Raw genomic sequence first — 12,566 nt, 5'->3', positions numbered from 1 at the left:
ACATAAACCCCTTCTTATTCTTTTATTACAACCCATTTATTCGTTCTTCTATATTTTCTTGGGGAAGTACCAAGAATTAAAGGAACTGCATCCAATTCTTTTCGACGAAAGCCTGCTGTGTAAAAATAAGTAGAAGATACAGGGGTATCTTGATCCGATATTGAGGCAAGTACTTTTAATACATTTTGCAAATGTTTCCGGTTATGACCGTTCTTAATATGCAATAATCCATTGTCTTTTACGCTATTAATCCATACTTCAAATGAACAGTTTTGTATGAGCAATTGTTTACATATGCCTGCTGTTAATTCAATTAGTTCCTCTGTATCATTTCGCAAAGAAATACCACTTTTATTTTGCAAGTTGAGGTAAATCGCGTATTTATCTGATTGCGTTCGCTCGTACTTTTTCGCGGTTATCGTCCCTGTTTTCGCTGTTGCACTCCAGTGGATGGAACGAAAATCTTCGTTTTCATAAGACTTCACTCCCATTACTTTCGTTTCATCATATAACGGTGAAGACATCGCTTTTCGAAATCCTCGTGACCATTCTTGTAATTCAGGAACTTGTATTTTCGGAACAGCAGGTAAAACTAAATAAGACGGCGTATCAACTTGACTATATGTTATATGGTTCGTTATAAATCCAAAGAAATCGGTAATAACAATTTCAACTTCTTCCCATTTCACAATTCCTCTTTTTAACGCTACAGCTTGCAAATCAAATGAAACTGACTCCCTTCCTTTTACATTAAAGTTCATATAATAATTTGAACCTGTACTATGATTTTTGTTTATTTCATCATGATTCCAAGTTAGCTTATTTTCACATTTAAATCGAAATACGATATTAAGAATAGGAAATATCGACTTGTTTGAAATTTTAATTTTGCACATATTCGTTTCACCTATAAAAACGTTCGAATTCCCTTGACTGTATTCCCATTCAACACGAGAAACTTTACGCATGTACACATACATACCACCCATTAAAATTACATACAAAAATACGAGAGATAAAAGCAGTAGATTACTTGAAAATACACATAAAATAACGGCTACAACTGACATAACTCCCATTACGAAAGGCTACGCTAAAGGTGTATACACAAGTTGTTGATTCATCGTACATTCTCCACCGGCACATTAATCGTATGAAGAATTTCTTTCATGATTTGTTCTTTCGTTGTTTTCATCTCCCCCTCAATCGTTAACGTTAAACGATGAGCGCAAATAGATGCAGCAAGTATCTTTATATCATCTGGTGTACAGTAATCTCTTTCATATAATATAGCCCGTGCTTGAATCGCTCTCATAAATGCCAACGTCCCCCGCGGGCTTACACCAATTTCAATTAACTCATGTTTACGAGTTGCCTCAATAATTTCAAGAAGATAATCTTGCACATCATTTCCTACTAATACTTCTCTTGCACGCTTTTGCATCATAATAATTTCTTCACTTGAAATAATAGAGTGTAACTTTTCTAACGGATCATTCATTTGAAACCGATTCATCATTTCCTTTTCAGCTTCTCTCGTCGGATAACCTTGTCGAATCGTAAGTAAAAACCGGTCTAATTGAGCATCTGGTAACGGAAATGTGCCCGCGGATTCGAGTGGATTTTGTGTTGCAATTACTAAAAAAGGTTCTGGTAATAAATGTGTCTGTTTCGCAATCGTAACCGTACGTTCTTCCATCACTTCGAGTAACGAAGATTGTGTTCTCGGTACAAGCACGATTAATTTCATCCACTACTACTATACTGGCAAAAATAGGACCTAACCTCGTTTTAAATTCCGATTCCTTCACATCAAAATATTCAAGACCAATAACATCTCCGGGCAAAGTATCCGCTGTAAATTGTATTCTTTGAAATTTTGCGTCCACGCTTTTAGCCAAACTTTTCGCTAGTGTTGTTTTTCCTGTCCCCGGTACATCTTCTAATAAAATATGTCCTTTTGCTATGAGAGCTATAGCTGCAAGTTCTATGGATTCATCTTTTCCTATAATAACTTTCGAAATATTATTAGTGATTTTCTTTAATATATTCATATATTTATCCCCCGTCTTTATTTATTCAGAAAATTAAGAATTATTATTTTCCAAATTATAACACATCTCGATAAAAGTAAATATATTCCTATCAAAATAAAAAAGATGACCTTAGCACTATAAGCTAAAGTCATCTTTTTTTATCTCATTATTTTACTAACTCTCCATTATAAGCTTTTATATCAAGAGGAGCAGTTAAAAACTGTGCTGCTTTACTAACGAAAGATGTGAAGTGTTCACTCTTATTATGACTCGCAACGGATGCTTCATCTTTCCATACTTCTACCATCGTATATACATTTTCTTTTTCCGTATCTTTATAAAGATCATAAGATACATTTCCACTTTCTTCTCTTGAACCATGAAGTAATGGCTGAATTTCTTCTAAAAATGATTGTTCTTTCGCTGGATCTACTTGAAATATTGCGTGAATAATAATCATGGTGTTTCCCCTTTCATATTCCACTTATTTCTTTAAAATTACTTCCACTCTGCAACTTTTTCAATTGGAAGACGTACTGATTGGTAACCACTGTCAGCAGCTTTTCCGATTGAAATTAACATAACTGGTACGTGACGGTCTTTATCTAGTCCGAAAGCTTCTGCGATTTGATCTTTCTCAAAACCACCAATTGGACAAGTGTCATAGCCGTGAGCACGAGCTGCTAGCATAAATTGCATTGCTACAAGACCACCGTCAATAAGTACAGTATCTTTCATTACTTCTGGTGTAACCATTGAGAAGTAAGCTGAAAGTTTTTTCATTTGGTCTTCTTTTACTTCTGCCGGCATGAAACCGCGCTCTACTGCTGTTCCGTAAATTTCTTCTGCGTTATCGAAGTTGTTTAAATCACCAAATAAAGCAATCATTGCTGAAGATGTTTCTACTTGAGATTGATTGAATTTCGCAAGTGGCGCAAGTGTTGCTTTCGCTTCGTCACTTTCAATCACTAAAAATCTCCATGGTTGCATGTTTACAGATGATGGTGCAAGTGTTGCTTCTGTAAGAATTTCTGTCATTTCTTCTTTGCTAATTTTCACTGATGTGTCGTATTTACGAATTGAACGACGTCCTGTTAAAATTTCGTTAAAATCATTTGTTTTTACTGAGTTAGTCATAGTTGTATTCTCCCTTTTTTATAATTCTTTTATATTTTCTTGAATGTGATTTAACATATTTAAAAGATTATCACGCTGTTCTTCACTTAATCCTTTAAATGCTGAAGCTGCAAAACGTTCTTTTTCCTCTTGAAACGCCTGAATTTTATTTCGTCCCTCTTCAGTAAGAGAAACTAACGTAATTCTGTTATCGTCTGGATTTTTACGTCTTACTATCATTTCATTTGCCTCAAGCTGCTTTAAATGCCTCGTTATCGCAGCATTATCAATATTCACTTCTTGTTGAAGTGCTTTTTGACTAATTTCCCCTACTTCATATAACTGAAGTATAAGCTCTAATCGAGATTGGCTCATACCCGTACACCCTTCAAATTTCGAACTTACTTCTTTATTTAGAAAGTGTAATTTATATAAAATAATCGCTTCTTTTGAGCATGAACTTGTCAAACTATCCCTCCTTTACACGCAAAACAAAAAACGTTTGATGTATCAATAGTTGATATGTCAATTAATATAATCTATATCGATTTAGAATGCAAGCATTTTGTTTTTCCTGTTTATTTTTTTAATGTTTGCCTATTAATATTTTTCCAAAAATAGGGACTTTATCACATTACAAAAAGTGTTAATTACATGATAACGATGATAACGATAATAACTTAAAATGACTGGAGAGTGATTTTGAGACTCCCACGACTAAAGTCGCAAGCCCGAATCCTGACAGATTTACAGGTGGGATCCTTGAATGACTAAGCGTTCGCAGTCCATTTCTGTTTTGAACAGCCTTCAAGATCAGGGCATCTCATTGCCCTTCCTAAACCAGACCATATAGGTGCTTAGGCTGATTGACTGTTACCATCAATCACAGTTGCGTAGCGAATATTCATCGCTCCAACGATATCACGATGTGTCTTAAACCCACATGGACACTTGTACTTTCTGTCTTGTGCCCTGTTCTTTTCAGCGCATTTTGGACAACTTTGACTTGTATAAGCTGGATTCACATATTCAACCTGAATACCAGCTAACATTGCTTTATACGCAATAAATCGTGACAAACGATAGAATGACCAAGTGTGTAGATTTTTTTCGTTTTTACGGCTTGTTCTTGCCGTCTGTCTTATATTCGTTAGCTGTTCTAATCGAATGACAGAAATATGATTATCAATCGCAAAATCAATGATTTCACGACTTATTTTGTGATCTTTATCTTGCATCCATCTTTTTTCTTTATCATCCAATCGTCGGATGGCATTCACCTTTTTGTCTTTTCCTAGCTTATTACGAACACTCCGAAACTTACGCTTCCTATATTTGTTTTGCCTACCATTCCCAAAGAAACGAACCTTGTCATCGTCTGTGATCGCTACCGCAGGGACTTTGAGACCTAAGTCTACTCCTAAAATTTTCGTCCCAGCTTTTTCATTTGTAGTAAGCGTGATAGATATTTGGGCGATCCACTTATTCGATTTCTTTGTGATACGAAGTGTACCTAATTTATGTTTTAACAAATTCAAATTGCGATTGTTTTTATCGATTAATAAAGCGCGGACCTTTAAACGAGTGGACTTTCCATTTATCTTAAACGGGATTGAAATATGAGTGGCATCAAATGAGTAATTTTGATTGTTCCATACACAAACAGGTCTCTTTAAAACCGGAATGATTTTATACTTGCTTTTCTTTACTTTTGTAGCGAACAAACTTTTCGAGTCTTTAATCGCCTGATTCTTCACCGCACTTGGGATATTTGCTTCAATATCTTTTGTGCTTTTTTTCGTACTTTCTTTTGCTTCAACCATTTCCGATATAAGTGTATTTATAACTTTGATATATTCTTGACTACTTTCTTCTAATAAACGGATTTGTCCTTTTGTTGGAATCAATTTCACTTTCACTGTTAGGGTCTGTGACATACGTTTCATCCCCTTGTTTTTTGATTTTCAACATCGTATTCATTTGATACATTTCTAGCAATAATAACAAAACCAGAACGTGCTTATAAACTTTACAACTGCATGAAATAAAGAGATTTCCCTATCAAACACTTTGAAATATTCCTCTATCATCATTTATTTTAGTTATATCATTTATCTTTGGAAAATTCCAATAAATACACCCAAAGAAAAGCTCCCTATAATTTAGATACTTTAAGTACCACGAGCCTTGTGATTTTTAGTGGTACGCCATATCCAACCTCACTTTCATCTTATGCCAAAGACGATAGACTTTCTCGTTCGGGGAAGGGCTGTAATGTGGGAATACGCAAACGGACTCAATGGAGTTAGAGAGACAAAGCGGAATTACGATTAAAGCTTCTGTCGTTTCTTTCTGTATCAATGAATTAATAGTAAATGTCATTGATACACCTGGACATACTGATTTTATCGCTCAATTGGAGCCATCATTCCGCGTTTTAGACAGTGCAATTTTAGTTATTTCTGCCTTGGAAGGTGTGCAAGCACAAATAAAAATTTTGATGTAAACATTCCAGTAACTTTTAGCGAGCCTATATTACACAATAATTCTTACCATTTAACAGGATCGTTACCTGTTTCAAAAACAAAGTATTTTAAGCGAATGCTTCATTCACTGAAGGAGAAGGTATATTTACAACGAAGCCATCTGGTTACACAAAACTGAAGGCTCCCTTCCCTACTCGAAAACGTGTTGATAATAATCCGCTGAATCGTAAGGATTATTTACTTCATGTGCTTAGGGCTTATTAATAACAAAAAGCGTCCACTAGTATGAAATGTGGGCGCTTTTTTTATAAACCATATTAAGGTAACGCTGGTTCAAATTCTCCAGTGATCGTTTGATTTCCGTTGTTATTCTCATATTCCTGTTTCCGCTCTAATCCGAATTTCTCTAAAATCGGAAGGTCATTTGTTGAAAATACATAACTATTTTCTAGCGTAACATGTTCATGCCATGCCCAGTTCGGTACAACAAAGAAGTCCCCTTTAGACCAGTCGAAGCGAACACCATTTATTATCGTATATCCTGACCCTTCATGCACATGATAGATCGATGCGTGTGTATGACGATGCGCTTTTCCTTTGAAACCTTTCGGCAGTTTTTGCATCCATGCCGCAATCGTTGGACACGCTGTTTCACCATTCGATGGATTTATATATTCAACCGCATAACCATCAAATGCATCGGGTTCAAAACGACTTAATCCGTTAAGCGCTGCTTCCGTCCCTGCCCATTTGTAGGAACTAAGTGGCGCTTTCTTTGTATATCGGTCCGAAATTGGTCGAACCATTCCGCCTTCATAACGCTGAGCAGTATAATTGTCCGGCACATTTGGCTGTTCAATTTTTTCTGGATATGGCTCAAAGAACGTACCGCCAAGATAATAAATGGTCGGAATATCAAGACAATCCATCCAAACCATGGGCTCGTCACCAGTGTGACCATGTCCATGCCACAGTCCGTTTGGAGTTGTTAAGAAGTCTCCACGTTCCATGAAAATACGCTCTCCTTGCACAATTGAGTAAGCCCCTTCTCCTTCCATTACAAAACGTAATGCATTTTGAACGTGACGATGTGACGGAGCAGTTTCTCCAGGTTGTATCAATTGAACCGCTGCATATAACGTTTGTGTAGTCGATGCCCATCCCCAAGGTTTTCTATAATTAAGTCCAGGATTTTGTAAGTATATGGCACGGCGCTCTCCTCCGCGATCTGGTGTAAAGATTTGCGTCGCTTCTGTTAATTTTTTTTGGAGCAATTCCGATTTCCACAGATATGCCTGTGCATGAGGATCAGGTGTATGTTTCATTAAATCTGGAATTGCGTTCCAAAGTGGTCCGAGATGATATTGTTCTATATCACGATTGAAATCTTGTACGAGTGCACTTTCAAAAAAAGCATTTTTTTCCGCCATTTTATTCGCCTCCTTTATTGCCCATTAAATTTAAGTACATTCCGTTCAATTTGGTTATAATGCTTTTCTGTATGTTCTACGATGAGGTGATTCACGATAAAATCAATCGACTTATTACTAAAACGAGGATTGCGACTTGGAGCTTGAATTTGTAGCTCTTCGTCAGTTAATGTGTTCAGTACATTTTCTATAGTAATTGGGATAGTAGAGAGCTGCTCTATGACTTCTTCTACAGATTTTCCATTTATATTTTCTTCTGAAACTGCTTGTAGACGCACTTCATCTGTTAAACCGCGGCCCCATAAGTTTTCATGATTTACTTTAATATTGCTAATTTCTTTTGCCCAATACGGAATAGCTTCTGCTACATGTGTAATAATTTGCATAATTGACCATTCATCTTCTGAAGGCTTCCAGTAGATGATTTCCTCTGGTAACGATTTAACAATCGTCTTAATCTTATTGATCGATTCATTAACAGACTCGGCTGCATGGATTTGTAAGTTTTTCATCATAGTACGGGCACCTCTACTGTTTGACTTACTCTATTTTCAAGTACACCTACTCCATCAACCTCAATGCGTACGATATCGCCATCTTTCAGAAATACTTGCGGATTACGCGCAACTCCTACCCCACCTGGCGTGCCTGTTAAAATGATATCCCCTGGCTCTAGCGTCATTAGACCGGATAAAAACGAAACGAGATATTGTACCGAGAATACTAAATTAGCAGTATTAGATTGTTGACGTTTCTCTCCATTTACTGTTAAGACGATGTCTAAGCCCGATGGGTTCGTTAATTCATCTGAAGTAATTAACCACGGTCCCATTGGGGCACTTCCTTCAACTGTCTTACCTTGAAGCCATTGAATCGTACGGCGCTGAATATCGCGATACGTAATATCATTCACAATTGTGTAACCTGCTACATATTGGAGGGCATCTTCTTCTGAAATATTTCGGGCACGCTTTCCGATTACAAAAGCAAATTCAGCTTCATAATCTAGTTGTTCAGAAATCGGATAATATGGAATATCATCTTGTGGACCCACTACTGTATTCGCAAACTTCGCAAAGATCACCGGAAATGCAGGTAATTCTCGTTTCATTTCCAAAATATGTTCTCGATAATTGTGGCCTACACATATTATTTTCCCTGGAGCCGGTACTGGGGCTTCTATTTTCACTTCTCCTTCTTCAAATACCAATTTATCTTTATGTTTTTTCATACGCGCATAACCGATAGCCTCTTTTGCTAAATTCATACTTTCTGTTCCACCTTGTAGAAACCCATTCATATCCTTTGGAATATACGCCTCTGCAATTTGAGTGGCCCGAAGGTTTCCTTGGCTTGTCAGTTTCGCTTTATAAGCTGCATGCAAATCAACCAAAGTCCCGTTTTCTAAAGCAGCAATTCTCGTTTCTCCATTATGTGTAAAAGTAACAAGTTTCATAGTAATCTCCCTTTCATTGAATGAAAATTCTATCCTGATCGATTGTAGCGCATAACTTTTCATCCCTAATTTTTGTTATAAAAGATAAACGGTATTTCCCTCTGGGCCAATTGGTATATGTCCCAATTCTATTAACTCCACTAATTGTAAAAACAGATTGTTTTCTTCAGCTAATTCAGCAGCACATGCAATAACACTTATGTACATTGCATGCCCAACGAGAAATTTCACTACTTTTTCCTCTTCGAAATGTTTGAACGCTTCTTTATAAACACCATGAAAAATTGCTTCTGGTACTTTATCTACAATATCTGTTAGAAGGTTTTCGTTACCGACGCTCACAATTTTTTCTTTCAATCTATCAGGCACTTCTGCAAGTGCCCCCCATAAAGCATTATCTTCAAAGGAAATTCGTTCAATTACCTCATATAATTGATTTCTTGAAATCCATTTGATTTCATATTCACTAATGTTTAGAGAACTCATAAATTGATTTATTTTCTTCTCAGCCTCTACATTTTGCTGTCCAATGTTGCTATACCAGTTCATCTTCATGAACCGCTCAATCATTCCATTTGTAGAACGGGCATGAGAACCATACTTTTCTTCATTTATGAATTGAGACAAAGCCATTTTTTATCGCTCCTTTCACATTACTTATCTAGTTTTTTTATCATTTTAATATTTTGTTGTCAGTTCAGGAGGTCCAAATTTCGGTCCGTACGGTCCTTCATCAAGCCATCTTCCTAGTCTTGGTACGATAGATACTAATGAAGCAGCAACGTCTCGTTTCATGTTCATTTCAGGAGAGTTCCCCTGAAGATGATGAAGTGCTGTAGTTGAAGCATCCCTGTTCCACTGCGCTGCAATTCGGCGTTCTTTTGCAGCAGATTCAATTGATTTCACTCGCTCTTCTTCAGTACGTGATTGTAGTGCCTTCTCAATACCTCTCGCGGCAAGAATAGCATCTGGAATTCCAGAATTTAATCCACGAGCCCCGAACGGAGCGAATAAGTGTGCTGCTTCTCCAGCTAGAAGAACACGACGTTTTTCGTCAGTAAAAGAATTTGCCACTACTTGATGGAAACGATAGGAAGACACCCACGTAATTCTCTCAGCGTACTTAGCATCCATGACTTTCGGCAACCATTTCTTAACACTTTCCATATTTGTATAATCGTCTGGATTATCTGACTCAAGCAATTGTAAATCGATACGCCATCCGCCTTTAAACGGAACAAACATTACGTTTCTTCCCTCCATAGCTGGATGCTGATAATGAAATATTCTTTCTAAAGGTAGCGGATCTGTTTCATCTTCTTTCGCATCAACAACGATAAAAGTATCGGCTGTACGCGGACCTTCAAACGTTAATCCTGCTTGCTCTCTTACGATTGAACGTGCTCCATCACATCCAATTACATACTGCGCCTTTAAAATTTCGTCATTTGTGATTGTTAGTTCTACTCCAGCGTCTGTAATGTGTAACTTTTTAACTGGAGCATCCCAAAGGAATTCAACGCCTGCTTTTATACACGCCTCATACATATGCTTTTCGATTTCATCTTGATGAAGCGCTGTGAAATGAGGCAATCTATTGTACTTAAGGTTTTCATCCTTACCATAATTTCTTACATATACTTCTTTTCCTTTATAAAACGTTCGTTTTACAGGCCAAATGATTCCGTTATGTGCAAGTGCGAAACCGAGACCTTCTGAAGTCTCTTCCAATAGTTTTAATGAAGCACTATGCAAATAAATTGCTCTGCTTCCTGGGCGTGGTCTTCCGAATGAATCTGCCTCTATTACTAATGTAGATATTCCCTTCTTTTGTAATGCAAGTCCTGCTACAAGTCCGACCGGGCCAGCACCAACAACAATGGCATCATAATTTTTTTCATTTCCCATAAATATCTCCCCTTTATTAACAATTTCATGTTATTCTCTTTTAACTCTCTACAGTTTTTATCTCTGGCATCATCTTCTGCCGAATATATTCAGGTATTGGTTGCGCTTTTACTTTTTCTTTAAAAGAAGTCCATGCACGAGTTTCATATCCTTCTGCCACAACCCGTTCCCCTTTTACAAAAACATGCTGAATTGTAAAAACTTTATTATGCAATTCGTTCACTTTGCTTTTCACAACTACTTGATCTTCAAAACGAAGAGGTGACTTAAATTGGCATTTTGCTTCTAGTAATGGCAAACCAATTTGTTGTTCTTCATAAAGTTCGAACGAGGGAAAACCAATTTTTTTAAAATATTCATGTGTTGCTTCATCCATCCATTTATAAAAATTAGGATAATATACAATGCCCGCCGCATCTGTATCTCCCCATCTTACTTGAAAAGAATACTCTTCCATTTTCCCTTTCCTCCTATCTATTAAACTGTTGGACTAATATTAGAAGATACTTGTTCTTTCAGTTTCAACTTTTGAATTTTCCCGCTTGCTGTCACAGGAAATTCATTAGTAAATATCACTTTCTCTGGTAGTTTATAAATTGCCATTTTCTCTTTCAGATAGATTTTTATTTCTTCTTCTGTACTTACTTCACCATTCTTTAACCGGATGACCGCACAAGCAACTTCCCCTAGCACCTTATCTGGAAGGCCAATAACTGCTGCTTCGATTACTTTCGGATGTTTCATAATGACTGCTTCAATTTCCTGAGGATAAACGTTAAGTCCACCTCTTATGATCATCTCTTTCTTTCGTCCTACGAACCTTAAATACCCTTCGGAATCAAGGGTGCCTAAATCCCCTGAATAATACCAATTTTCATTATCCAAAACCTGCTTTGTCTGTTCAGGCATATTATAATAACCTTTCATTACGCCAAATCCCTTAATCGCAATTTCTCCTACTTCTCCGGGCGGTAGTGCTACTCTATTTTCATCTACAATTTTTAATGTTACTCCTGGAATCGCCTTTCCTAGAGTTTCTGTTATGTTTTGCTTTGTATCATCATACGAGGTCATCGTAATAGAAACCGTTTCAGTTATCCCAAATGATTGGCAAAGGTTAATGCCCATCCGTTCTCGTATTTCCGTCACTGTTTTTGCTGGAATAGGTGCGGCACCAACTAATCCGGCGCGCAGTGAAGATAAATCATATTGATCGAAGTCCCCTAATTCAAGTTCTTTTATAAACATGGTTGGTACGCCTTTTTGGATGGTTACCTTTTCTTGTTCAATTAATTGTAAAGTTTCTCGCGGATGGAATTTTTCTTGTAATATGATCCGTCCCCCCATCGCTACTGCACAAAGCATATTAATTGCCATACCGAAAATATGAAACAGTGGTGCTGAAATAATAAATACATCCTCTTCTGTACAATGCAGCTCTGTTCCTATCGTTTGTGCAGATTGTACAACAGCGCGATGCGTAACCATAACACCTTTTGGGGTTCCCGTCGTTCCTGACGTGTATAATATGCAAAACAAATCTTCATTTACATTTATATTTACTGGTTCCATATCCATTATTTCTGTACGCATTAACTCCTCATACGTACTAACATTCTCTCTCGCAAACCTCACTGTAATTACTTTTTGCACCATATGAAGTGCTTCTTCAAAACCAAAATTTTTATCAAATTCTCCTGAAGCTATTAATAATGTTGGAGCTGCCCCTTTCAATATATACTCAATTTCAAATGACTTATATTTTGGATTAAAAGGAACGAGTATTGCACCTAGTTTTGCTGCTGCAAAATAGATTACTACTGTTTCGGACCAGTTTGGAAGAGATACAGCGATACGGTCTCCTTTACTTACTCCTAACTTTTGAAATGCAGTAGCCAAACAATCTACTTCACTTTTCAATTGTTTGTATGTAATTCGTCTCGTTAAATCGTATATTGCTTCTTTTTTACCGTAAGATGAAGTTACAGTCTCTAAAAGTTCATACACCGCTAATATGTTCCTATTTTTTTTCATTCTCTCACTCACTTTCTATCGTTTTACCAACTAGCCTGAGTTTTTATCGTTTATGAATAGCCGGATGAACGATGTAGGAAAACCAGGAAGGTCTCTCCCT

Annotated in this window: 12 protein-coding genes and 2 pseudogenes; 1 reads left to right on the top strand and 13 read right to left on the bottom strand. The window is 36.9% G+C overall.

Going from position 1 to position 12,566, the window contains the following annotated elements:
• Positions 1-14: 14 nt before the first annotated feature.
• The 6 genes and pseudogenes from FH036_RS02470 to FH036_RS02440 all read right to left on the bottom strand — a co-directional run bounded on the left by FH036_RS02470 (position 15) and on the right by FH036_RS02440 (position 5,089).
• Positions 15-1,079, bottom strand: coding sequence for a DUF58 domain-containing protein (locus FH036_RS02470; RefSeq protein ID WP_139895275.1), 1,065 nt, complete (start codon positions 1,077-1,079; stop codon positions 15-17).
• 41 nt (positions 1,080-1,120) lie between these two features.
• Positions 1,121-2,054: pseudogene (locus tag FH036_RS02465) on the bottom strand (AAA family ATPase).
• Positions 2,055-2,202: 148 nt separating this feature from the next.
• The gene (locus FH036_RS02460) at positions 2,203-2,496 is read right to left on the bottom strand and encodes a putative quinol monooxygenase (protein ID WP_087964528.1); all 294 of its coding nucleotides are present in this window, start codon (positions 2,494-2,496) and stop codon (positions 2,203-2,205) included.
• Between the two features lie 38 nt (positions 2,497-2,534).
• On the bottom strand, positions 2,535-3,173 hold the full coding sequence (locus tag FH036_RS02455; protein ID WP_042875223.1) for a nitroreductase family protein: 639 nt from the start codon (positions 3,171-3,173) through the stop codon (positions 2,535-2,537).
• Positions 3,174-3,191: 18 nt separating this feature from the next.
• Positions 3,192-3,620, bottom strand: coding sequence for a MarR family winged helix-turn-helix transcriptional regulator (locus FH036_RS02450; protein ID WP_000204175.1), 429 nt, complete (start codon positions 3,618-3,620; stop codon positions 3,192-3,194).
• Positions 3,621-4,009: 389 nt separating this feature from the next.
• Positions 4,010-5,089 (bottom strand): RNA-guided endonuclease InsQ/TnpB family protein, encoded by a 1,080-nt coding sequence (locus FH036_RS02440; protein WP_139895274.1) that lies wholly within the window; start codon positions 5,087-5,089, stop codon positions 4,010-4,012.
• A gap of 341 nt (positions 5,090-5,430) precedes the next feature.
• On the opposite strand from FH036_RS02440, the pseudogene FH036_RS27605 reads away from it, so the two are divergent.
• Positions 5,431-5,655, top strand: a pseudogene (locus FH036_RS27605) (GTP-binding protein); the annotation flags it as partial.
• Positions 5,656-5,955: 300 nt separating this feature from the next.
• Here FH036_RS27605 and FH036_RS02425 read toward each other — a convergent pair.
• From FH036_RS02425 to FH036_RS02395, 7 genes are all read right to left on the bottom strand, one after another.
• A complete protein-coding gene (locus tag FH036_RS02425; protein ID WP_139895273.1) occupies positions 5,956-7,068 on the bottom strand; it encodes a cupin domain-containing protein in 1,113 nt (370 codons plus the stop codon).
• Positions 7,069-7,082: 14 nt separating this feature from the next.
• Entirely contained in the window at positions 7,083-7,583 is a 501-nt protein-coding gene (locus FH036_RS02420) for a DinB family protein (RefSeq protein WP_044792918.1), read from the bottom strand.
• Positions 7,580-8,524 carry a fumarylacetoacetate hydrolase family protein gene (locus FH036_RS02415; protein ID WP_044792920.1) on the bottom strand — a complete coding sequence of 315 codons (945 nt, stop codon included), beginning with the start codon at positions 8,522-8,524 and terminating at the stop codon, positions 7,580-7,582. Before FH036_RS02415 ends, FH036_RS02420 begins: the two co-directional genes overlap by 4 nt.
• 75 nt (positions 8,525-8,599) lie before the next feature.
• Complete coding sequence (locus FH036_RS02410) at positions 8,600-9,157, bottom strand: hypothetical protein (protein WP_044792922.1); 558 nt, start codon at positions 9,155-9,157, stop codon at positions 8,600-8,602.
• A 45-nt stretch (positions 9,158-9,202) separates the two neighbouring features.
• The gene (locus tag FH036_RS02405; protein WP_044792924.1) at positions 9,203-10,432 is read right to left on the bottom strand and encodes an FAD-dependent oxidoreductase; all 1,230 of its coding nucleotides are present in this window, start codon (positions 10,430-10,432) and stop codon (positions 9,203-9,205) included.
• Positions 10,433-10,472: 40 nt separating this feature from the next.
• Positions 10,473-10,889: an acyl-CoA thioesterase gene (locus FH036_RS02400; protein WP_044792926.1), complete on the bottom strand. Its 417-nt coding sequence runs from the start codon at positions 10,887-10,889 to the stop codon at positions 10,473-10,475.
• A gap of 20 nt (positions 10,890-10,909) precedes the next feature.
• Positions 10,910-12,466 (bottom strand): class I adenylate-forming enzyme family protein, encoded by a 1,557-nt coding sequence (locus FH036_RS02395; RefSeq protein ID WP_044792927.1) that lies wholly within the window; start codon positions 12,464-12,466, stop codon positions 10,910-10,912.
• Positions 12,467-12,566 lie beyond the last annotated feature (100 nt).

It is taken from the genome of Bacillus sp. CD3-5 (genome assembly GCF_006349665.1).
Lineage (GTDB): Bacteria > Bacillota > Bacilli > Bacillales > Bacillaceae_G > Bacillus_A > Bacillus_A paranthracis.
This window is presented reverse-complemented; position numbering and strand designations above follow the sequence as displayed.

Coding starts and splice junctions, on each gene's coding strand:
- FH036_RS02470 (WP_139895275.1), bottom strand. CDS start 1,079: ATGGGAGTTATGTCAGTTGTAGCCGTTATTTTATGTGTATTTTCAAGT.
- FH036_RS02460 (WP_087964528.1), bottom strand. CDS start 2,496: ATGATTATTATTCACGCAATATTTCAAGTAGATCCAGCGAAAGAACAA.
- FH036_RS02455 (WP_042875223.1), bottom strand. CDS start 3,173: ATGACTAACTCAGTAAAAACAAATGATTTTAACGAAATTTTAACAGGA.
- FH036_RS02440 (WP_139895274.1), bottom strand. CDS start 5,089: ATGTCACAGACCCTAACAGTGAAAGTGAAATTGATTCCAACAAAAGGA.
- FH036_RS02425 (WP_139895273.1), bottom strand. CDS start 7,068: ATGGCGGAAAAAAATGCTTTTTTTGAAAGTGCACTCGTACAAGATTTC.
- FH036_RS02420 (WP_044792918.1), bottom strand. CDS start 7,583: ATGATGAAAAACTTACAAATCCATGCAGCCGAGTCTGTTAATGAATCG.
- FH036_RS02415 (WP_044792920.1), bottom strand. CDS start 8,524: ATGAAACTTGTTACTTTTACACATAATGGAGAAACGAGAATTGCTGCT.
- FH036_RS02410 (WP_044792922.1), bottom strand. CDS start 9,157: ATGGCTTTGTCTCAATTCATAAATGAAGAAAAGTATGGTTCTCATGCC.
- FH036_RS02405 (WP_044792924.1), bottom strand. CDS start 10,432: ATGGGAAATGAAAAAAATTATGATGCCATTGTTGTTGGTGCTGGCCCG.
- FH036_RS02400 (WP_044792926.1), bottom strand. CDS start 10,889: ATGGAAGAGTATTCTTTTCAAGTAAGATGGGGAGATACAGATGCGGCG.
- FH036_RS02395 (WP_044792927.1), bottom strand. CDS start 12,466: ATGAAAAAAAATAGGAACATATTAGCGGTGTATGAACTTTTAGAGACT.